Here is a 20,329-nt window from a genome sequence, read left to right on the forward strand (position 1 = left end):
ACCCGGGGGCTTGTACGGCCCTGAAACACCCGCGGGCCGCGGCGCCTGAGAGGGACCCTCAACCCTCCCGGCACCGCAGCCCGGAGCAGCATCGGCCGTGGGGTGTGCGGTCCCGGTCGGCCGAAGGATGAGGAGCCGTGGCAGTCAGGGCAGAGAGCCTCGGTTCCTCGGTCCGCCTTCCTGTGCGGGGAAGACGGAGGCTGGTGCGCGTTGCACACGCGCTCGTTACGCATTGTGGACTAGACCACTTACGGGTGTCCATGCGTTGGAGGCTGTTCGTTGTTGTCATTTCCGCGACGTGTCGGACGCACCGGCGTCCAGCAGGCAGCCTAACCCGTGTGGGTTCCTGTGCGGGGCCAGATGGACAGGGCAATTTCCGCGACCGCCTCCAGTTCCTCCCGACTCGCCCCGTCGCGCGCCTGTTGTGACATGCCCTGGATCATCGCCCCGGTATGACGGGCCAGGGCGGCGGCGTCCGTGGCTGGCGGCAGCACGCCGGCGGCGACATCGGCCCTGATGCGGCTTTCGAACGCGGCGATGTTGGCGTTGCGGCGGTCCCGCAGCGACTGCTCCACCTCCGGGTTCGAGCAGTTCGCGGCTGCGTGGACGACTAGGCAGCCGTGCGGGTGGCCCGGTTCGGTGTAGGCGATGGCGGCTTCGCGCAGGGTGCGCTCCACGGCGGCCCGCGCGGTGGGCTCCTCGGTGAGGGCGCGCTCGGTGAAGGATCCGTATCGCGTGCCGTACACGCGGACGACCTCTTCGAAGAGCGACCGCTTGTCCCCGAAGGCGGAGTAGAGGCTGGGGGCTCCGATGTCCATGACGCGGGTGAGGTCGGAGACGGACGTGGCTTCGTAACCGTGCTCCCAGAACGCCAGGAGTGCCTTCTCCAGTGCGGTCTCGCGATCGAAGGAGCGGGGGCGGCCGCGGGGCCTGGTCCTGACCTTGCCCGCCCCGGCGGCCGTCGCACTTGTGGCATCAGGCCCGTTCGGAGTCTTCGGTGTTCCGCCCTCGTTCACCATGGAGTGCATTTTATAGCGGGCACTAGAGAAATGGGGGCGGGCTGCTGTACGGTCATTTCTGTAGCGACCACTAAAAAAATATGAAGGGGGCGCCGCCATGAGCGTGCTCAAGGGCAGGACGGCACTCGTCACGGGGGCGAGCAGGGGCATCGGGCGAGGCATCGCCGAGCGGCTGGGGCGCGACGGCGCTCGGGTCGCGGTGCACTACGGCAGGAACGAGACGGCGGCGAAGGAAACGGTCGCGGCGATCGAGAGGGCCGGCGGCTCGGCGTTCGCGGTGGGCGTGGAACTGGGGACACCCGGGGACGCGGAGGCACTGTGGGAGGAGTTCGACCGGCACGCGGACGGGCTGGACATCCTGGTGAACAACGCGGCGATCGGCAACACGCGGCCGATCGGGCAGCTGGAGGAGCAGGAGTACGACGAGGTCTTCGCGGTGAACGTGAAGGCACCGTTCTTCATCCTCAAGCACGGCATGGCGCGGCTGCGGGACGGCGGCCGGGTCGTCAACATCTCGTCGGGGCTGGCCCGGACGGCGGCGATGCCCGACAACATGGCGTACGCGATGACGAAGGGCGCGCTGGACGTCCTCTCGAGGGACCTGTCCAAAGTGCTGGGGCACCGCGGCATCACGGTGAACTCGGTGGCCCCGGGGATCATAGACACGGACAACACTGCGGCACTGCTGTACGGCAGTCCCGACGGCTGGGCGAAGGCCGCGGCACTGTCGGCGCTGGGCGGGGTGGGGCGGCCTGCCGAGGTCGCAGACGTGGTGGCGTTCCTGGTGTCGGACGGCGGACGGTGGGTGACGGGCAGCTGGGTGGATGTGACGGGGGGTTCGCTCACCTAGCCGGAGAGAGCGGGGCGCGTGCGAGCCCCCCACCGGCCCTCCCCCGCCCTCAGCGGGTCTCCGTCACCTTCGCCAGTGCCCGCGGTGCGTCCGGGTCCTGGCCCCGGGCGATGGTGACCTCGTAGGCCAGGAGCTGGAGAGGGATGATCTCCAGCACGGGCTGGACCTCCTCCGCCACGTCGTCCGTGGGCAGTACGAAGCCGGCCGAGGCCTGCTCCACCTGGTGCCCGGGTCCGATGACGACGAGATCGGCGCCGCGGCCGCGCAGCCGGTCCAGGACGGGCTGGAGGGCTTGGCCGCCCTTGCCGTCGGTCACCACGGCGATGACCGGGGAGACGTTGTCGACCATGGCGAGCGGCCCGTGCAGCAGGTCCGCGCCGGAATAGGAGAGGGCCGGGATGTAACTGGTCTCCATCAGCTTGAGGGCGGCCTCCTTGGCCGTGGGGTAGCCGTAACCGCGGGAGGTGATCACCATGCGCTCGGCGAAGCGGTAGCGGGCGGCGAGCGTGCGCACCTCCCCTTGGCGGGCGAGCAGTTGCTCGGCGAGGTCCGGCAGCACCCGCGCCGGCGCGCCGTCGCCGCCCCGGAGGCCCTCGACGAAGAGGTAGAGCGCGAGCAGGGAGGCGGTGTACGTCTTGGTCGCGGGGAGGGCCTTCTCGGGCCCGGCCATGATGTCGATGTGGTACTCGGAGACACCGGCGAGCGGTGAGTCCGGGTTGTTGGTGACGGCCAGCGTGATGGCGCCTGCCTCACGGGCGGCCCGGGTCGAGGCGACCAGATCGGGGGAGCCGCCGGACTGACTGACGGTGACGACCAGGACGTCGGTGAGGTCGGGCCGGGCGCCGTAGGCCGTGGTGGTGGACATCGAGGTGAGTCCGCAGGGCAGGCCGAGCCGGATCTCCAGGAGGTACTTGGCGTACAGGGCGGCGTTGTCGGAGGTGCCGCGGGCGGTCAGCAGGACGAAGCGGGGCGTGCGGGCGGCGATCCGCCGGGCCACGTCCTGGATGGCGGGGGCGCCCTCGGACAGGATCCGGCGCAGGACGGCGGGCTGCTCCGCCATCTCACGGGCCATGGTCCGGCCCGGGAGTTCGCCGAGGGGGTCCGGTGTGGCTGCGGCGTTCATGGCGGGTTCCTTCCGGGGGCGAGGCGGATGCAGACCCCATTCCACTCCCCCGGGCCGGACACCGCCCACCCGGGAGGCCTTCCCCGCACTTCCGCCCCCCTGTGCAGCCGCGCTGTTCATCCCCTGCCGACTTGGTCGGCACAGCAGCGCCACCCGGCCAGGGAGCGTCGGTAAGCACCCTGGGAGCGGCAGGACTGCTCTGTTAGATTGGTCTAAACCACACGACCCCTCCCGGGTGCGGTCCCAGTTGAGCAGTCCTCTCAGATCGGCAGGCCAGCGTGGAAGTTGTCATCGTTCCGGACGCCAAGGCAGGCGGCGAGCTCATCGCCGAGGCCATGGCCCAGCTGCTCCGGCGCAAGCCCGCCGCCCTGCTCGGCGTGGCCACGGGCTCGACGCCGCTGCCTGTCTACGAAGCGCTGGCGGCGAAGGTGCGCTCCGGCACGGTGGACGTCGGGCGGGCGCGGATCGCGCAGCTCGACGAGTACGTGGGGCTGCCCGCCGACCATCCGGAGTCGTACCGGTCGGTGCTGCGACGTGAGGTCCTGGAGCCGCTCGGGATCGGGATGGACCAGTTCACGGGCCCGGACGGCACGGCGGCGGATGTGCAGGGGGCGTGCGAGGCCTACGACAAAGCGCTGTCGGACGCGGGGGGTGTGGACCTTCAGCTGCTCGGCATCGGGACCGACGGACACATAGGTTTCAACGAGCCGTGCTCGTCGCTGGCGTCGCGGACGCGGATCAAGACGCTGACCGAGCAGACCAGGATCGACAACGCGCGCTTCTTCGACGGCGACATCGGCCAGGTGCCGCACCACGTGATCACGCAGGGCATCGGCACCATCCTGGAGGCCCGGCATCTGGTGCTGCTCGCCACCGGCGAGGGCAAGGCGGACGCGGTCGCGGCGACGGTGGAAGGGCCGATCGCCGCGGTGTGTCCCGCGTCCGCGCTCCAGCTCCACCCGCACGCGACCGTCGTCGTCGACGAGGCCGCCGCGTCGAAGCTGAAGCTCGCGGACTACTTCCGCCACACCTACGCCAACAAGCCGGACTGGCAGGGGATCTAGGTGTATTGACCCGCAGGGTTGCTGCTGGGCCTCCTCAATGGTGATGACCGTGCCTGCCGAGGGTCTCCACAGGGGTCGCACCGGGGCGGCTCCACTGCGGTGCGGGGCGGCCGGTCGGGCCCCAGGTGGCGTTGCCGCCGGCGTCCGAGCGCCATGGTGTCCTCCGTGGAGTCACGGGCCGGGCGGCGTCATGGACGCCGCCCGGCGGTCACCAGGACAGACTCGTGCCCGGCCGGACCTCATCGCTGGGGCGAAAGGTCCCCCGATCGGTGCCGGCACGGCTCGGGCCGGTCCGGCCGGTTCACCCCCGCGCCCTCACAGCCCCGTGATCCCGGCGATCACTTCGGCCGCCGCCCGGCCGCAGACGCGGGCCGCGCCGTGGGTGGCGATGTGCAGGGCGCCGCGCGGAGTGGCCTGGGGGACGCCCATCTCCACGACGACGGTGTCGGGGCGGGCCGCCAGCAGGGTGTCGAGGGCCGAGGCCATCCAGGGGTGGCGGTGTTCGTCGCGGACGACCGCGACGATGCGGCGCGGGCCGGCCGCCTCCAGTGCCGCCCGTCCGGCGCTCTCACCGGCCGCGCTCTCCGGGCCGTCCCCGGCGGAGAAGCTGCCCGTCACCGTGCCCGGCAGGAGGTGGGCGAGCTCCGCGGCGACGCCCCACGGGGTCTCGTCGCCCACGGCGATGTTGGCGACGGGGGTGAGGGCGGCGACGTAGGGCGGTTCGGTGAGGGGCTTGAAGGTGCCGGGGCTGCCGAGGCCGGGCGCGGCGGTCACGGTGAGGGCGCGGCGGGCGGCGTGCAGGCCGATCTCGGTGCCGTGGGCGCTCTCCGCAGGGTGGCCCGCCGTGCCCGCCCAGCGGGCCAGTGCGCGTACCCGGTCGGCGGCCTCGGCCAGGCGTTCCTCCGGGAGTTCACCCGCCCGCACGGCCGCGACCAGGGCGTCCCGCAGGCGCGACACGGTCGCGTCGTCGGCCAGGCCGCCGCCCACGCAGATCGCGTCGGCGCCCGCGGCGATGGCAAGGACGCTGCCGCGTTCGATGCCGTAGGTGCCGGCGATGGCGCGCATCTCCATGCCGTCGGTGACGATGAGGCCGTCGTAGCCGAGCTCGGCGCGGAGCAGGCCGGTGAGGATGCGCCGGGAGAGGGTGGCCGGGCGGTCGGGGTCGAGGGCGGGGACCAGGATGTGGGCGCTCATGACGGCCCGGGTGCCGGCGGCGATGGCGGCGCGGAACGGGGTCAGTTCGCGCTCGGCCAGCACGTCGGCGGAGATGTCGATGCGTGGCAGAGCGTGGTGGGAGTCGACGGCCGTGTCGCCGTGGCCCGGGAAGTGCTTGGTGCAGGCGGCGACCCCGGCGGACTGCAGGCCGGTGACGTAGGCGGCGGTGTGCCGGGCGGCCAGGCCGGTGTCGGCGCCGAAGGAGCGGACGCCGATGACCGGGTTGCGCGGGTCGGAGTTCACGTCGGCGGACGGGGCCCAGTTGAGGTTGACGCCGCAGGCGGCGAGGCGGCTGCCCAGTTCGTGGGCGACCTGGTGCGTGAGCTCGACGTCGTCGACCGCGCCGAGCGCGTGGTTGCCCGGGAAGGAGGAGCCGGACCGCACCTCCAGGCGGGTCACGTCACCGCCCTCCTCGTCGATCGCGACGAGGACGTCGTCGCGCTCGGCCCGCAGTTGGGCGGTCAGGGCGGCCAGTTGGTCCGGCGAGGCGATGTTGCGGCCGAACAGTCCGACGGAGGCGAGGCCCTCACCGAGCCGGCGCAGCAGCCAGTCGGGGGCGGTGGTGCCGGTGAAGCCGGGCTGGAGGACCGTCAGGGCGTCGCGGGTGAGCGTGTCGGTGCCGCCGGCGAGTGTCGTCATGGGGTGAGGTCATCCCTTCACGGCGCCCGCGGTCAGGCCCGCGGCCATCTTGCGCTGGACGAGGAGGAAGAGGGCGACGATCGGCACGGCCATCATCGTGGCGCCGGCCATCATCGGGGCGTATTCGGTGCCGTGTTTGGTGGTGAAGTTGCCGAGCCAGACGGTCGCGGTCTGGTTCTTCTGGCTGAGGAGCATCAGGGCGTACAGGTACTCGTTCCAGGCCTGGATGAAACCGTAGACCGAGGTGGCGACCATGCCGGGGGCCAGGAGCGGGAAGACGACCCGGAGGAAGGCGCCGGTGCGCGAGCAGCCGTCGACCATGGCCGCCTCCTCCAGTTCCTTAGGGATGTTGACGATGAAGCCCCGCAGCGTCCACACCGTGAACGGGAGGATGAAGGTCAGGTACGTGATGATGAGGCCGGCGAGCCGGTCGTACTGGCCCAGGTCGTTGAGCAGCAGGAACACCGGAATGATCATGGCGACCAGCGGGACCATCTGCACGGCGAGGATGCCCACGATCACGATCTTGCGGCCGCGGAAGGCGAACCGGGAGATGGCGAGCGCGGCCAGCAGTCCGACGACCATGCCGATGACCACCACGGCCAGCGACACCACCAGGCTGCGGCCCACCGGGCCCCAGAAGTCGGCGATGTCCAGCGCCCGGCCGAAGTTGTCGAGGGTGAGGCCGGTCGGCAGCAGGCTCGGGTCCGGGTCGATGGCGTCCTTGGCGGGCTTGAAGGCGGTGTTGAGCATCCAGTAGAGCGGGAAGCCCACGACGACGAAGACGAGGAGGCCGAGGAGGTTCCAGCCCCGCCGCGACTTGTGGCGGCCGGCTCCGGCGAGCGTGCTCATTCGACCTCTCCGATCTTCAGCATCTGCCGCATGTAGACGGCGACCACACCGAGCAGCAGCAGGACGGTGATCAGCGCGATGGCCGAGCCCTGGGCGTAGTCGTTGACCACGAACGCCCGGTCGTAGGAGTAGGTGTTGAGGACCTGGAACTCCGGTTCGGGGTGGCCGCCCCGCATGACGAACACCTGGGGGAAGACGCCCATGTCCCAGATGACCGACAGGGTCGTGAGCATCACGATGATCGGCTTGAGAACGGGCAGGGTGACATGGCGGAAGACGCCCCAGGAACCGGCGCCGTCCAGGCGGGCGGCCTCCTCGAGCTCCTTCGGGACCTGGGTGAGCCCGGCGCTGAGGGTGATGACCACGAACGGCACGGCTCCCCAGATCACCAGCAGCATGATCACGGCCAGGCCCTCTGGGCCGCTCGCGAACCAGTTGTGGCCGATCATCTCGACGCCGGGCAGCTTGCTGAGAAGGGCGTTGAAGACGCCGTAGTCCGAGTCGAAGAGCCACTTGAAGACCGTGGTCGCGACGATCACCGGCATGCCCCAGCCGGCCACCAGCACGATGTTGATGAGCATCCTCAGCCAGCCGGAGACCCGCTGGAGCAGCAGGGCGAGCGCCATGCCGATCACCATGGTGAAGACGACGGCGCCGGCCGCGAAGACGATCGTGCGCACGACGACGGCCCAGAACGCGCCGTCGCCCAGCACCTTGGCGAAGTTGTCGAACCCGACCGTCTCGGCCGGCTGGAAGCCCCACAGCTGCGACTGCCCGAACTTCTGGAAGGACAGGGTGACCAGGCGGGCCAGCGGATAGCCCATGACCAGGGCGAGGATCAGCAGGCAGGGCGCGAGCAGCAGCCAGGGGACGGCGGCCCCGCCCGACGTGCGCTGCCCGCGGGGCCGCCGGTTTATCGGGGGCGGCGGCGGTGCCTGCCGCGGTGGCGGCACCTTGGCAGTGGTGGTGGTCTCTGCGGCACTCATCGCGCGCTCCTTGACGGGCCCTCAGGTCGTACGAGATTCAGGGCCCCGTCGAGGACTGCGGGGAGGCGACGGGGCCCTGTGCTCGGGTCACTTGGTGTTGATGACCTTGTCGATCGCGGCGTCCGCCTCCTTGGCGGCGGCCTCGACGGACTTCTTGCCGGTGCCGATGCTCTGCAGCATGGTCTGCAGGATCTGGGCCTTCTCGACCTGGCCCCAGCCGGGCGCCATCGGGACGAACCAGCTGGACTCGGCCGCGGTGGCGGGGACCGCCGTCTTCGGGTCGTTCTTGAGCGTCGCGAGGTCGGTCTTGTTGTTGGGCAGGTTGCCCTTGGCCATCAGGCCCTTCTGCCCGGAGGAGCCGGTGAAGGCGTTGATCCACTCGGCGGCCAGGGCCTGCGCGTCGGACTTCACCGGGACGGCGAGGTCGGAGCCGCCGAGGAAGACGGGCATGTTCTTGCCGGACGGGCCGGGCATCACGAAGTTCTCGAGGTTGCCCTTGAGCTTGCCGGTCTTGTCGTTCTTAGGGTCCTCGGAGGTGGCACCCTCCCAGGCTGCCGCGAAGATCATGGCGGACTTGCCCTGGCCGTAGACGATGTAGCGGTCGGACTCGTCCTTGGTCTTGTCGCCGTGCATGTACGTGCCGACGACGTTCTTGAACTCCTTCAGGCCCTTGAGGGACTCGGGCGAGGAGAGGGAGGCCTTCCACCGTCCGCCCGACTCGGTGGCGATGGCGCCGCCCGCGTCGTAGACGAAGGACATGGCCGCGTACCAGTCGCGGGTGGGCTGGTACCAGGCGCTGAACTTGTCGCCCTGCTTCTTCTGGATCTTGTCCAGGGCCGCGGTCAGCTCCTTGTACGTCTTCGGGGCCGACTTCACCCCGACGGATGCCGCCACGTCCTTGCGCCAGTTGGCGACGCGGCCGCCGGCGTAGTACGGGACGCCGTAGGTCTTGCCGTCGTAGGTGACCGAGGCCTTGAGGCCGTCCAGCCAGGCGTCGGAGTTGTCGAACGCGGACCGGTCGAGGGGGGCGAAGGCGCCCTTGACCATGTAGCCGAGCATCTCGGTGTTGCCCATCTCGACCACGTCGGGAGCTTTGTCCGTGGCGAGGACGGCGTCGAGCTTGGCGTTCTTGTCGGGCCAGCCGTAGTACTCGTGGTTGATCTCGAGCCCGGGGTGCTTCTTCTTCACCGCGGCGTCGGCGGCCTTCACCAGTGCGGGCCAGTTGTTCTGGGCGTCGACGGTGAGCCAGACGGTCAGCTCCTTGGCGTCCGCACCCTTGTCGGAGCCCCCGCCACCCTCGCCCCCGCATGCCGCGATGGAGACCATCATGCCCGCGATTCCGATCGCGGCTGTCAGCTTGCGCTTCACGCCACCCTCCTCAGGGATCCCACAACCCCCCTGGCTCCCCGCAGTGAACGTGGGGCCGGGCCTGGACCAATGGTGTAGACCAGTACCGGGGAGCTTGGACCAGACCAGAAGGCCTGTCAAGGGCCCCGATACCGCTCTGACCAGCCGTTATGCGACCTACATATGCAGGGACCTTTAAGTAAGAAGCCAGCGAAATCCCGAGCGAGACACGGCATACTGCGGGTAGACCACAGGGAATGGTGGACTAGACCAAAACAGGCGCCGACGGTATACAAGTGGGATCGTGTCGGCAGACCGGGCCGGGAAGGCGGAGCATGAGCACCGACGTCAGCAGTGCTGAGAACGAGAACGGGGTGCCCGTCCGTACCGCGCGCGTGCCCAAGTACTACCGCCTGAAGAAGCACCTGCTCGACATGACGGAGACCCAGGCGCCGGGGACGCCGGTCCCGCCCGAGCGCACGCTGGCGGCGGAGTTCGACACCTCGCGCACGACCGTGCGCCAGGCGCTGCAGGAGCTGGTCGTCGAGGGCCGGCTGGAGCGCATCCAGGGCAAGGGCACCTTCGTCGCCAAGCCGAAGGTCTCGCAGGCGCTGCAACTGACCTCGTACACCGAGGACATGCGCGCCCAGGGCCTCGAACCCACCTCGCAACTGCTGGACATCGGCTACATCACCGCCGACGACCGCCTGGCCGGGCTGCTCGACATCACACCCGGCGGGCGCGTGCTGCGCATCGAGCGGCTGCGCATGGCCAACGGCGAACCGATGGCCATCGAGACCACCCACCTGAGCGCCAAGCGCTTCCCCGCCCTGCGCCGCTCTCTGGTGAAGTACACGTCCCTGTACACCGCGCTGGCCGAGGTCTACGACGTCCGTCTCGCGGAGGCCGAGGAGACCATCGAGACGTCGCTGGCGACCCCGCGCGAGGCCGGTCTGCTGGGCACCGACGTCGGGCTGCCGATGCTGATGCTCTCCCGGCACTCACTGGACCGGGACGGCCGGCCGGTGGAGTGGGTGCGGTCGGTCTACCGGGGGGACCGGTACAAGTTCGTGGCCCGGCTGAAGCGGCCTGCCGAGTAACCCCACCGCAGGGCTTCCGTCGCTTCTGACGCCTGGTTTCGGTTGGGTACCGCATTGCGGACGAGGGGTTCCGTTCCCGCCTCACCCTGACCTAGGGTGCCTGCGCCACAGGTGATCACCAAGGGGACGGAGCCGCCTGATGTCGCAAGCCCCGGAAGCCAGCAGAGGGCCGGTGGTGACGCCTGTGCGCGTCGTCATCGCCGTCTGCCTCATAGCGCCCTTCGTGGCCATGCTGTGGGTCGGCTCGTACGCGAAGACCGACCCGGCCTTCATCGGCATCCCGTTCTTCTACTGGTACCAGATGGCCTGGGTGCTGATCTCCACCGCTCTGACGATGATCGCCTACAAGCTGTGGCAGCGTGACCAGCGCGCCCGCTCGGCCGCGAAGGGCGGTGCGTCGCAGTGAAGGACGGCGTGAACGGCGTCGCGCTCGGCGTCTTCATCTTCTTCTTCCTGGCCGTGACGGTCATGGGCTTCCTGGCCGCGCGCTGGCGCAAGGCCGAGAACGAGCACAGTCTGGACGAATGGGGCCTGGGCGGCCGCTCGTTCGGCACCTGGATCACCTGGTTCCTGCTGGGCGGCGACCTGTACACGGCGTACACCTTCGTCGCCGTGCCGGCGGCGATCTACGCCGCGGGCGCGGCCGGCTTCTTCGCCGTGCCCTACACGATCCTGGTGTACCCGCTGATCTTCACCTTCCTCCCCCGCCTGTGGTCGGTCTCCCACAAGCACGGGTACGTCACCACGTCCGACTTCGTGCGCGGCCGCTTCGGCTCGAAGGGGCTGTCGCTGGCGGTGGCGTTGACGGGCATCCTGGCGACGATGCCGTACATCGCGCTCCAACTGGTCGGCATCCAGGCCGTGCTGGACGTGATGGGCGTCGGCGGCGGCGAGAACACCAACTGGTTCATCAAGGACCTGCCGCTGCTGATCGCGTTCGGCGTGCTGGCGGCGTACACGTACTCCTCGGGCCTGCGGGCCCCCGCGCTCATCGCGTTCGTGAAGGACACGCTGATCTACATCGTCATCGCGGTGGCGATCATCTACATCCCGATCAAGCTGGGCGGCTTCGACGAGATCTTCGCCAAGGCCGGCGAGGCGTACAGCCAGACCAACCCGGCGACGGGTGCGCCGCGCGGTGCGCTGACGCCGGCCGAGCCGGGCCAGTGGACGTACGCCACGCTGGCGCTGGGCTCCGCCCTCGCGCTCTTCATGTACCCGCACTCCATCACGGCGACGCTGTCCTCGAAGAGCCGTGAGGTGATCCGCCGCAACACCACGATCCTGCCGCTGTACTCGCTGATGCTGGGTCTGCTGGCGTTGCTCGGGTTCATGGCGATCGCGGCCGGCATCAAGGTGCAGAACGGGCAGCTGGCGATCCCGCAGCTGTTCGAGACGATGTTCCCCGACTGGTTCGCGGGCGTGGCGTTCGCGGCGATCGGCATCGGCGCGCTGGTGCCGGCGGCCATCATGTCCATCGCGGCCGCGAACCTCTTCACCCGCAACATCTACAAGGACTTCATCAAGCCGGACGCCACACCGGCACAGGAGACCAAGGTCTCCAAGCTGGTCTCCCTGCTGGTGAAGGTCGGCGCCCTGGCCTTCGTCCTCACCATGGACAAGACGGTCGCCATCAACTTCCAGCTGCTGGGCGGCATCTGGATCCTGCAGACCTTCCCGGCCCTGGTCGGCGGCCTGTTCACCCGCTGGTTCCACCGCTGGGCCCTGCTCGCGGGCTGGGCGGTCGGCATGATCTACGGCACGGTCGCCGCGTACGGCGTCGCCTCCCCGACCCAGAAGCACTTCGGCGGCTCCGCGAAGGAGATCCCGGGCATCGGGGAGATCGGCTACATCGGCCTCACGGCGTTCGTCCTGAACGTGGTGGTGACGGTGGTCCTGACCTTCGTCCTGAAGGCCCTGAAGGCCCCCGACGGCATCGACGAGACCAAGCCGGAGGACTACACGGCGGACGCGGGCGACCCCGGTGTCCAGGTGGAGCTCCCGCCTGCCACCGCCGGTTCCGCGCACTGACCTCAGGGGCGCGGGGCTGTATCACCATGCGGCTCCGCCGCGTGGGCGCGAACAACCACACGACGCCCGCAGCGGGCCGCCGAGATCACTCACAACGGCGGCCCGCTGTCGTACACACTCACCGCATGGACATCCTGATCCGCCGTGCGGGGCCCACCGAGTACGGAGCCCTCGGCGACCTCACGGCCCGGGCCTACCTCGACGACGGCCTGCTCGACTTCGGCGAGAGCGACCAGTACCTGCACGTGCTGCGGGACGTCGCCGCACGGGCGGCCTGTGCGGAGGTCCTGGCCGCACTCAGGGACGGCCGCGTGCTCGGCGGCGTCACCTTCGTCCCGTCCGGCGGCCCCATGGCCGACATAGCGGGCCCCGGAGAGGCCGAGATCCGTATGCTGGCCGTCGCGCACGCAGCCCGCGGACAGGGCGTCGGCGAGGCCCTCGTGCGCTCCTGCGTCGACCGGGCGCGGGCCACCCCGGGCTGCCGGAGCGTCGTGCTGTCGACACAACCCACCATGCACGCGGCCCACCGCATCTACGAACGGCTGGGCTTCGCCCGCACACCCGAGCGCGACTGGAACCCCCTCCCGGAGCTGACGGACATCACTCTTCTCACCTATGAGTTGACGCTCTGAAACCAGCACGACACAACATCTGGGGGTGCCGCCCGAACCCGGCACAAGATGTATGCTCATGCTCGCTGTCGCCGCAGGGGAATCCGGTGCGAATCCGGAACTGTCCCGCAACGGTGTACTTGTGCATGTCTGTTCCCGGAACCACTCCGTTCCGGGAACCGCCCCGCACAGGAGTCAGTCCGAGGACCTGCCGACAGCGCGCCCGGCCACCCGGCCGGTGTGCCCTGACGTCCGGGCCTCGTGGAATGGGCCGGTGGACGCGACGCCCCGTGCGCTCGCGTGCTGCTGCCTGCCCTCGACGAGGCCCCCGTGCCGAGCGAGGGAGAGCCCCACGTGACCATCGCGCCAGCCGAACCGGTCTCAGCCGCCGAAGAAGAGCACGACGCCCCCGGTGCCGCGCTGCTGCGGACCCTGACCGAGCTGACCGCCGACCTCCCCGACGCCGATCCCGGCCGGGTCGCCGCCGCCGCGATGCGCGGCCGCTCCGCGCAGGCGGACGAGCGGGAGTTGCGGGAGCTGGCGACGGAGGCCGCGGCCGGTCTGATCTCCGAGGACCCCGCCTACTCCCGGCTGGCCGCCCGGCTGCTGACCATCGGCATCCGCGAAGAGGCCGCCTCGCAGGGCGTCACGTCCTTCACCGAGTCCGTAGCGGTCGGCCACCGCGAGGGCCTCATCGCCGACCGGACCGCCGAGTTCGTGCGCGTCCACGCCGCCCGTCTCGACGCGCTGATCGACCGGGCGGCCGACGACCGCTTCGGCTACTTCGGCCTGCGCACGCTGCACAGCCGCTACCTGCTGCGGCACCCGTACACCCGCAAGGTCGTCGAGACGCCCCAGCACTTCATGCTGCGGGTCGCGAGCGGCCTCGCCGAGGACGACACCACGCGCGCCCTGGACGAGGTCGCGGCGCTCTACGGGCTCATGAGCCGCCTCGACTACCTCCCCTCCTCCCCCACCCTGTTCAACTCCGGCACCCGGCACCCCCAGATGTCGTCCTGCTACCTCCTCGACTCCCCCAAGGACGAGCTGGACTCGATCTACGACCGGTACCACCAGGTGGCCCGGCTGTCGAAGCACGCCGGCGGCATCGGACTGGCGTACTCCCGCATCCGGGCCCGCGGTTCGCTGATCCGCGGCACGAACGGCCACTCCAACGGCATCGTCCCGTTCCTGAAGACCCTGGACGCCTCGGTCGCCGCCGTGAACCAGGGCGGCCGGCGCAAGGGCGCGGCCGCGGTCTACCTGGAGACCTGGCACTCCGACATCGAGGAGTTCCTGGAGCTGCGCGACAACACCGGCGAGGACGCCCGCCGTACGCACAACCTGAACCTCGCGCACTGGGTGCCGGACGAGTTCATGCGGCGCGTGAACGCCGACGCCGACTGGTCGCTGTTCTCCCCCTCGGACGTGCCCGAACTGGTCGACCTGTGGGGCGAGGAGTTCGACACCGCGTACCGGGCGGCCGAGGCACAGGGCCTGGCGAAGAAGACCCTGCCCGCCCGCGAGCTGTACGGCCGCATGATGCGCACCCTGGCGCAGACCGGCAACGGCTGGATGACCTTCAAGGACGCCGCCAACCGCACCGCCAACCAGACGGCCGAGCCGGGCCACGTCGTGCACTCCTCCAACCTCTGCACGGAGATCCTGGAGGTCACCAGCGACGGGGAGACGGCGGTCTGCAACCTCGGTTCGGTGAACCTCGGCGCGTTCGTGGCCGGCGGCGACATCGACTGGGAGCGGCTGGACGAGACCGTCCGCACGGCCGTCACGTTCCTCGACCGGGTCGTGGACATCAACTTCTACCCGACCGAGCAGGCGGGCCGCTCCAACGCCCGCTGGCGTCCGGTCGGCCTCGGCGCGATGGGCCTGCAGGACGTCTTCTTCCAGCTGCGCCTGCCCTTCGACTCGCCCGAGGCCAAGGCCCTGTCCACCCGCATCGCCGAGCGCATCATGCTCGCCGCCTACGAGGCCTCAGCCGACCTCGCCGAGCGCAACGGACCGCTGCCGGCCTGGGAGAAGACCCGTACGGCCCGGGGTGTGCTGCACCCCGACCACTACGACGTCCAGCTCACCTGGCCGGAGCGCTGGGCGGCCCTGCGCGAGCGGGTCGCCACGACCGGCATGCGCAACTCGCTGCTCCTCGCCATCGCGCCCACGGCGACCATCGCCTCCATCGCGGGCGTGTACGAGTGCATCGAGCCGCAGGTGTCCAACCTGTTCAAGCGCGAGACGCTGTCGGGTGAGTTCCTCCAGGTCAACTCCTACCTGGTGGACGAGCTGAAGCGGCTCGGCGTGTGGGACGCCCGCAGCCGTGAGGCCCTGCGCGAGGCGAACGGCTCGGTGCAGGACTTCACCTGGATTCCCGAGGACGTCCGGGCCCTCTACCGCACGGCGTGGGAGATCCCCCAGCGCGGCCTGATCGACATGGCGGCGGCCAGGACCCCGTTCCTGGACCAGTCCCAGTCTCTGAACCTCTTCCTGGAGACGCCTACCATCGGCAAGCTCTCCTCGATGTACGCCTATGCCTGGAAGTCCGGGCTGAAGACGACGTACTACCTGCGCTCGCGCCCGGCGACCCGCATCGCCCGCGCCGCACAGGCCACTGTTCCCGCGCAGGCCACCCCGGACCCCGACGCGGTCGCGTGCTCCCTGGAAAACCCCGAGTCCTGCGAGGCCTGCCAGTAATTCCCACCCGCCACCCGACCGCCACCCCTGGAGGACGGCGCTTCGCGCCGACTGCTATGACTCAGAACCTTCTCGACCCCGGCTTCGAGCTCACCCTTCGTCCCATGCGCTACCCGGACTTCTACGAGCGCTACCGGGACGCCATCAAGAACACCTGGACCGTGGAGGAGGTCGACCTCCACTCGGACGTCGCCGACCTGGCCAAGCTGTCACCGGCGGAGCAGCACCTGATCGGCCGGCTGGTCGCCTTCTTCGCGACGGGGGACTCGATCGTCGCGAACAACCTGGTGCTGACGCTGTACAAGCACATCAACTCCCCCGAGGCGCGGCTGTACCTGAGCCGTCAGCTCTTCGAGGAGGCCGTGCACGTCCAGTTCTATCTGACGCTGCTGGACACCTATCTGCCCGACCCGGAGGACCGCGCCGCGGCCTTCGCGGCGGTGGAGAACATCCCGTCCATCCGCGAGAAGGCCTCGTTCTGCTTCAAGTGGATGGACTCGGTCGACAAGCTCGACCGGCTGGAGAGCCAGGCCGACCGCCGTCGCTTCCTGCTCAACCTGATCTGCTTCGCCGCGTGCATCGAGGGCCTGTTCTTCTACGGCGCCTTCGCGTACGTCTACTGGTTCCGCAGCCGGGGCCTGCTGCACGGCCTCGCCACCGGCACCAACTGGGTGTTCCGAGACGAGACGATGCACATGTCCTTCGCCTTCGACGTGGTCGACACCGTCCGCAAGGAGGAGCCGGAGCTGTTCGACGACCGGCTTCAGCAGGAGGTGACGGACATGCTCCGGGAGGCCGTGGAGGCCGAGCTGCAGTTCGCGCGCGACCTGTGCGGTGACGGTCTCCCGGGCATGAACACCGAGTCGATGCGGCAGTACCTGGAGTGCGTGGCGGACCAGCGGCTGACCCGCCTCGGCTTCGCTCCGGTGTACGGCTCCGAGAACCCCTTCTCCTTCATGGAGCTCCAGGGGGTTCAGGAGTTGACCAACTTCTTCGAGCGGCGGCCCTCGGCGTACCAGGTGGCGGTGGAGGGCACCGTCGACCTGGACGAGGACTTCTGAGCCGGCACCTCTTCGCGGGCCTCCTGCGCCTCCCTGATCTGACGGTCGATGCGCCTCTCGCGCACCAGGCCGATCACGGACGGGAGGATCAGGAGGACCAGGATCCCGAAGGTGGCGGTCAGTCCGATCAGTGCTTCTGTCTGGTTCGTGTTCATGGACACCACTGTCGCGCTGATGACTCCTTACCGTCAGTGGCAGTACTGCCGTAGACCCTCGAATTACTGCCAACGGCGAGGCACACTGGATCCATGCTGCAGAACGTGGCCGTCGCCCTCCTCGACGGCGTGAACCCCTTCGAACTCGGTGTGGTGTGCGAGGTCTTCGGCACCGACCGAAGCGACGAAGGCCTGCCGGTGTACGACTTCGCCGTCGCCTCGGCCGAGGGCCCGGTGCTGCGGATGAACTCGGGCTTCTCGCTCCAGGTCGAGCACGGCCTGGAGCGGCTGGAGACGGCCGACCTGATCGCCGTACCGGCCGGGCAGAGCTACGCGCACCGGGACTTCCCGCCGGAACTGCTGGACGCCCTGCGCCGTGCGGTCGACCGCGGCGCCCGGGTGCTGAGCGTCTGTTCCGGTGTCTTCGTGCTGGCCGCGGCCGGGCTGCTGGACGGCCGCCGCTGTGCCACGCACTGGAAGCACGCCCAGGACCTCGCCCGGCAGTACCCGCGGGTGGTCGTGGAGCAGGACGTGCTCTACGTCGACGAGGACCCCGTGATCACCTCCGCCGGCACGGCCGCCGGGATCGACGCCTGCCTCCACCTGGTACGCAAGGAGCAGGGCACCGAGGTCGCCAACAAGATCGCCCGCCGCATGGTGGTCCCGCCGCACCGCGACGGCGGCCAGGCCCAGTACATCGAGCGCCCGCTGCCGCTCCCCGAGGCCGACACGATCGGTGAGGTGCTGGCGTGGATGGAGCGGCACCTGGACGAGGAGGTCACCGTCGAGCAGCTGGCCGCCCGCGCCCACATGTCCCCGCGGACCTTCGCCCGCCGCTTCCAGCAGGAGACGGGTACGACTCCCTACCGCTGGATCCTGCGCCAGCGCGTGCTGCTGGCCCAGCGGCTGCTGGAGGCGACGGACGAGACCATGGACGCGATCGCCGGCCGAACAGGGTTCGGGAACGCGGCCACACTGCGCCACCACTTCGTCCGGTCGATCGGGACCACCCCGAACGCATACCGGCGCACGTTCAGAGGCCCCGAAGCGGCCTGAGGCGCGGCTCGGTCACCGTGCGACCGGCCGCACCAGCAGGTCGTGCGGCCGGAGCGTGATGCCCACCCGCGTGGCGTCCTTCGACCCCGCCACCTGCTCGAAGCGGTACCTGGTGGCCAGCGCCGCCGTGATCAACGTCAGCATGGCCATCGAGAAGTGGTCGCTCGGGCACTTGCGGTTGCCCACGCTGAAGGGGCTCATGGCGTGCTTCGGGATGTCCTTGACCCGGTCCGGAAGCCAGCGGTCCGGGTCGAACTCCAGGTTTCGCTCGTACGACCTCGGGTCGCGCTGGATCGCGTAGGGGCTGTAGATGATGTCCGCCCCGGACGGAATACGGTATCCACCGAGTTCCGTGTCCCGCACCGCCCGGCGCGTCAGAATCCACACGGCAGGCCTCAAACGCAGGCACTCGATCACGACATTGTTGGTGTGTCTGAGTCCTCGGACGTCTGCGAATGCCACCGGGCTCCCACCGGTGACGGCTTGCACTTCGTCGCGCACCCGATCGGCGTGTTCGGGGTGCTCCGCGAGCATATGCAACAGCCACATGATCGTGGAGGCGATGGTTTCGCTGCCGGGAGTGAGGATCGCGACGACCTGATCGTGGATCTCCTGTTCCCCGATCGGGTCGCCATTGTCGTCCTTCGCCTCCAGCAATGCCGTCAGCAAATCGTCCGGCTTTCGACCGGATGCCCGGCGCTCGGCGACGATCTCATCGACCAGGAGATGCAAATCGGCCAATGCCCGGTTGAATTCGCGGTTGGCCGGGAGCGGCAGTTTGTAGAGCGGCCCGAGCGGGACCACCATCCGTCGGTACATCCCCCGGAAGACGGTGGCGAGGGCGACGCACAGCCGCTCGGCCCGCTCGTCCATGTACTCGCCGCGCAGCAGGCAGCGGGCCGCGACGCGCACGGCCACCCGGAAGGACTCGGAGGTGCAGTCGATCGTCTCGCCGGGCTTCCAGCGCTCGGTGAGCGCGTGGGCCTCCTCTTCCATGATCGGGCCGTAGGCGGGGATGGCGTCGAGCCGGAAGGCGGGCTGGATGGTGCGCCGCTGACGCCGGTGCCGCGGGCCGTTCGCCGTGGCCACGCCCTCCTCGCCGAGCAGGCCCTCCAGGGACTCCCACAGCGGCCCGGCGATGATGAAGTCGTTGCTCAGCGCCAGGGCGCCGGTCAGGGCCGGGGTGGTGACCGCGTACACCGTCTTCGGCCCGAGCTTCAGCCGCACGACGTCGCCGTGGTCGCGCAGCCGGGACATGAAGGCCAGCGGGTCCCGCGCCAGCTTCCAGCCGTGCCCGAGGGCCGGGACACCACCGCCCGCCCGGGGCGGCTCCCGCAGCTCCACGGCCGGCGGGGTTTCGGGCTTCACGGACTCGACGGTCATTTCTCACCTGCCGCTTCGTTGTTGACGTACGGGGGCGTGGACCGGTCGTCCCAGCTGTCGACCATGTACCGGCCGGATTCGTGGTGGAACCAGTAGACGGAACTGAACCAGTTCCGCATATTGCTCAGACAGGCCCGTGCGGCGGCGCTCAGTTCCTTTCCCCGCACGGTGCCGTCGGCGAGGTCGTCGGCGAACGACAAGGCTTCCTGCTCGGCATCGAGGAAATCGGTGATGCTTTTCTCGACCCGGCGCCGGACTTCCACGACCGCCTGTTCCAGAGTCAGACCCTCATGGGTGATGAGACTGATTCCGAGATTGTGCACCTCGTCACCCGCTATCTCTTTCGGGAGCGAGCACAGATCGTTGTACCAGGCGGCGAATTCCTGGCTCAGCAGCGCCGCCCTCCGAAACGCCGGGTGTTTCCGTACGGCGTCGGGGAGTTCACAGCCTGCTGCCGACTCCAACAGGTCCGTCCATATCCAGTGCGCGAAGGTGAGCCGGCGCAGCCGAAGGTACTCCTCGACCGTCGGGACGATTCCCTGCGTGCGATTGTGGAACTCCTGGTCGTAGGCGTCGATCACCGCGTGGAAGTGCCGGGCGAACCGGAGGTTCCACGTCTGGGGCAGGAACGCGTACAGCCGCAGCACGCTGTCCGCGAACCCGGCGACCAGTGGGTCCTCGTGGTGCAGGTGGTCCCCGGGGGAGTCGAGAGCCGAGTGCAGCCGGTCCCGCAGCAGCCGCCAGGCGACGGGACGGCCGTGCACGATGTCGCGGTCGTGACGGTCGTCCCAGACGAAGAACCACGCGCTGTAATCGGCGATCGCCTGCATGACCTCGTCCGAGGAGCCGATGTAGTACCCGGCCATGAGGTCGGTGTAGCAAAGGCCGTCGGCATATTCCTCCACCTTGTCCGCCGGCATGAGCCGCTTTTCGAGCAGCCAGGCCCGGGTCTTCTCCTGGCACTTCGGCCAATACGGGTGGAGTTGCCGGGGAAACTCCGCCTCGATCACCCGGAGAGAGAGCGACGGTGGAACTGCGATCGTGGCCGGTGTCGATGTGGTGCCGTGTGACAATGCATGCACGAACTAACCCCTCTCAGCCGCCAGTTGGCGCGGGCGCCCCTCCCTTCGC

Annotated in this window: 18 protein-coding genes and 1 riboswitch; of the genes, 9 read left to right on the forward strand and 9 right to left on the reverse strand. The window is 69.6% G+C overall.

The window, feature by feature from the left end:
* Positions 1 to 329 precede the first annotated feature (329 nt).
* Positions 330 to 1,019, reverse strand: coding sequence for a TetR/AcrR family transcriptional regulator (locus ACZ7EG_RS05930; protein ID WP_471072910.1), 690 nt, complete (start codon positions 1,017 to 1,019; stop codon positions 330 to 332).
* Between the two features lie 97 nt (positions 1,020 to 1,116).
* Between ACZ7EG_RS05930 and ACZ7EG_RS05935 the strand changes: the two genes are divergently transcribed.
* On the forward strand, positions 1,117 to 1,869 hold the full coding sequence (locus ACZ7EG_RS05935) for an SDR family oxidoreductase (protein WP_471072912.1): 753 nt from the start codon (positions 1,117 to 1,119) through the stop codon (positions 1,867 to 1,869).
* 49 nt (positions 1,870 to 1,918) lie between these two features.
* On the opposite strand, the gene ACZ7EG_RS05940 is transcribed toward ACZ7EG_RS05935, so the two are convergent.
* Positions 1,919 to 2,992 carry an SIS domain-containing protein gene (locus tag ACZ7EG_RS05940; RefSeq protein WP_471072915.1) on the reverse strand — a complete coding sequence of 358 codons (1,074 nt, stop codon included), beginning with the start codon at positions 2,990 to 2,992 and terminating at the stop codon, positions 1,919 to 1,921.
* Positions 2,993 to 3,270: 278 nt separating this feature from the next.
* Here ACZ7EG_RS05940 and nagB point away from each other — a divergent pair, with 278 nt between their 5' ends.
* Positions 3,271 to 4,056: a glucosamine-6-phosphate deaminase gene (gene nagB / locus ACZ7EG_RS05945; protein WP_471072918.1), complete on the forward strand. Its 786-nt coding sequence runs from the start codon at positions 3,271 to 3,273 to the stop codon at positions 4,054 to 4,056.
* A 315-nt stretch (positions 4,057 to 4,371) separates the two neighbouring features.
* On the opposite strand, the gene ACZ7EG_RS05950 is transcribed toward nagB, so the two are convergent.
* From ACZ7EG_RS05950 to ACZ7EG_RS05965, 4 genes are all read right to left on the reverse strand, one after another.
* A complete protein-coding gene (locus tag ACZ7EG_RS05950; protein ID WP_471072921.1) occupies positions 4,372 to 5,910 on the reverse strand; it encodes a glycoside hydrolase family 3 protein in 1,539 nt (512 codons plus the stop codon).
* Between the two features lie 9 nt (positions 5,911 to 5,919).
* On the reverse strand, positions 5,920 to 6,762 hold the full coding sequence (locus tag ACZ7EG_RS05955; protein ID WP_471072924.1) for a carbohydrate ABC transporter permease: 843 nt from the start codon (positions 6,760 to 6,762) through the stop codon (positions 5,920 to 5,922).
* Positions 6,759 to 7,748 (reverse strand): carbohydrate ABC transporter permease, encoded by a 990-nt coding sequence (locus ACZ7EG_RS05960; RefSeq protein WP_471072927.1) that lies wholly within the window; start codon positions 7,746 to 7,748, stop codon positions 6,759 to 6,761. Before ACZ7EG_RS05960 ends, ACZ7EG_RS05955 begins: the two co-directional genes overlap by 4 nt.
* An 87-nt stretch (positions 7,749 to 7,835) precedes the next feature.
* The gene (locus ACZ7EG_RS05965; protein ID WP_471072930.1) at positions 7,836 to 9,116 is read right to left on the reverse strand and encodes an extracellular solute-binding protein; all 1,281 of its coding nucleotides are present in this window, start codon (positions 9,114 to 9,116) and stop codon (positions 7,836 to 7,838) included.
* 314 nt (positions 9,117 to 9,430) lie between these two features.
* Between ACZ7EG_RS05965 and ACZ7EG_RS05970 the strand changes: the two genes are divergently transcribed.
* The 6 genes from ACZ7EG_RS05970 to ACZ7EG_RS05995 all read left to right on the forward strand — a co-directional run bounded on the left by ACZ7EG_RS05970 (position 9,431) and on the right by ACZ7EG_RS05995 (position 16,604).
* Positions 9,431 to 10,195, forward strand: a complete 765-nt coding sequence (locus ACZ7EG_RS05970) for a GntR family transcriptional regulator (protein WP_053672402.1) — start codon at positions 9,431 to 9,433, stop codon at positions 10,193 to 10,195.
* Positions 10,196 to 10,334: 139 nt separating this feature from the next.
* The gene (locus tag ACZ7EG_RS05975; protein WP_170320969.1) at positions 10,335 to 10,601 is read left to right on the forward strand and encodes a DUF3311 domain-containing protein; all 267 of its coding nucleotides are present in this window, start codon (positions 10,335 to 10,337) and stop codon (positions 10,599 to 10,601) included.
* Positions 10,598 to 12,226, forward strand: coding sequence for a monocarboxylate uptake permease MctP (mctP, locus tag ACZ7EG_RS05980; protein WP_471072933.1), 1,629 nt, complete (start codon positions 10,598 to 10,600; stop codon positions 12,224 to 12,226). The genes ACZ7EG_RS05975 and mctP overlap by 4 nt, the downstream gene beginning before the upstream one ends.
* A 125-nt stretch (positions 12,227 to 12,351) precedes the next feature.
* Complete coding sequence (locus ACZ7EG_RS05985) at positions 12,352 to 12,858, forward strand: GNAT family N-acetyltransferase (protein ID WP_471072936.1); 507 nt, start codon at positions 12,352 to 12,354, stop codon at positions 12,856 to 12,858.
* Positions 12,859 to 12,910: 52 nt separating this feature from the next.
* A riboswitch (cobalamin riboswitch) is annotated at positions 12,911 to 13,067 on the forward strand.
* A gap of 124 nt (positions 13,068 to 13,191) precedes the next feature.
* The gene (locus ACZ7EG_RS05990; protein WP_471072940.1) at positions 13,192 to 15,543 is read left to right on the forward strand and encodes a ribonucleoside-diphosphate reductase subunit alpha; all 2,352 of its coding nucleotides are present in this window, start codon (positions 13,192 to 13,194) and stop codon (positions 15,541 to 15,543) included.
* 56 nt (positions 15,544 to 15,599) lie between these two features.
* On the forward strand, positions 15,600 to 16,604 hold the full coding sequence (locus tag ACZ7EG_RS05995) for a ribonucleotide-diphosphate reductase subunit beta (RefSeq protein ID WP_471072943.1): 1,005 nt from the start codon (positions 15,600 to 15,602) through the stop codon (positions 16,602 to 16,604).
* Here ACZ7EG_RS05995 and ACZ7EG_RS06000 read toward each other — a convergent pair.
* Positions 16,517 to 16,759, reverse strand: coding sequence for a hypothetical protein (locus tag ACZ7EG_RS06000; protein ID WP_471072946.1), 243 nt, complete (start codon positions 16,757 to 16,759; stop codon positions 16,517 to 16,519). The genes ACZ7EG_RS05995 and ACZ7EG_RS06000 overlap by 88 nt on opposite strands.
* A 93-nt stretch (positions 16,760 to 16,852) precedes the next feature.
* Between ACZ7EG_RS06000 and ACZ7EG_RS06005 the strand changes: the two genes are divergently transcribed.
* The gene (locus ACZ7EG_RS06005; RefSeq protein ID WP_471072949.1) at positions 16,853 to 17,815 is read left to right on the forward strand and encodes a GlxA family transcriptional regulator; all 963 of its coding nucleotides are present in this window, start codon (positions 16,853 to 16,855) and stop codon (positions 17,813 to 17,815) included.
* A 12-nt stretch (positions 17,816 to 17,827) separates the two neighbouring features.
* Here ACZ7EG_RS06005 and ACZ7EG_RS06010 read toward each other — a convergent pair whose 3' ends face one another.
* The gene (locus ACZ7EG_RS06010) at positions 17,828 to 19,198 is read right to left on the reverse strand and encodes a bifunctional albaflavenone monooxygenase/terpene synthase (RefSeq protein ID WP_471072952.1); all 1,371 of its coding nucleotides are present in this window, start codon (positions 19,196 to 19,198) and stop codon (positions 17,828 to 17,830) included.
* Entirely contained in the window at positions 19,195 to 20,280 is a 1,086-nt protein-coding gene (cyc1, locus tag ACZ7EG_RS06015; RefSeq protein WP_471072955.1) for an epi-isozizaene synthase, read from the reverse strand. The genes ACZ7EG_RS06010 and cyc1 overlap by 4 nt, the downstream gene beginning before the upstream one ends.
* Between the last annotated feature and the right edge of the window lie 49 nt (positions 20,281 to 20,329).

Source organism: Streptomyces sp. NPDC037100, assembly GCF_055606225.1.

Coding starts and splice junctions, on each gene's coding strand:
- ACZ7EG_RS05935 (WP_471072912.1), top strand. CDS start 1,117: ATGAGCGTGCTCAAGGGCAGGACGGCACTCGTCACGGGGGCGAGCAGG.
- ACZ7EG_RS05975 (WP_170320969.1), top strand. CDS start 10,335: ATGTCGCAAGCCCCGGAAGCCAGCAGAGGGCCGGTGGTGACGCCTGTG.
- ACZ7EG_RS05940 (WP_471072915.1), bottom strand. CDS start 2,992: ATGAACGCCGCAGCCACACCGGACCCCCTCGGCGAACTCCCGGGCCGG.
- ACZ7EG_RS06000 (WP_471072946.1), bottom strand. CDS start 16,759: ATGAACACGAACCAGACAGAAGCACTGATCGGACTGACCGCCACCTTC.
- ACZ7EG_RS05995 (WP_471072943.1), top strand. CDS start 15,600: ATGACTCAGAACCTTCTCGACCCCGGCTTCGAGCTCACCCTTCGTCCC.
- ACZ7EG_RS05960 (WP_471072927.1), bottom strand. CDS start 7,748: ATGAGTGCCGCAGAGACCACCACCACTGCCAAGGTGCCGCCACCGCGG.
- ACZ7EG_RS05930 (WP_471072910.1), bottom strand. CDS start 1,019: ATGGTGAACGAGGGCGGAACACCGAAGACTCCGAACGGGCCTGATGCC.
- ACZ7EG_RS06005 (WP_471072949.1), top strand. CDS start 16,853: ATGCTGCAGAACGTGGCCGTCGCCCTCCTCGACGGCGTGAACCCCTTC.
- ACZ7EG_RS05955 (WP_471072924.1), bottom strand. CDS start 6,762: ATGAGCACGCTCGCCGGAGCCGGCCGCCACAAGTCGCGGCGGGGCTGG.
- ACZ7EG_RS05970 (WP_053672402.1), top strand. CDS start 9,431: ATGAGCACCGACGTCAGCAGTGCTGAGAACGAGAACGGGGTGCCCGTC.
- ACZ7EG_RS06010 (WP_471072952.1), bottom strand. CDS start 19,198: ATGACCGTCGAGTCCGTGAAGCCCGAAACCCCGCCGGCCGTGGAGCTG.
- ACZ7EG_RS05985 (WP_471072936.1), top strand. CDS start 12,352: ATGGACATCCTGATCCGCCGTGCGGGGCCCACCGAGTACGGAGCCCTC.
- ACZ7EG_RS05950 (WP_471072921.1), bottom strand. CDS start 5,910: ATGACGACACTCGCCGGCGGCACCGACACGCTCACCCGCGACGCCCTG.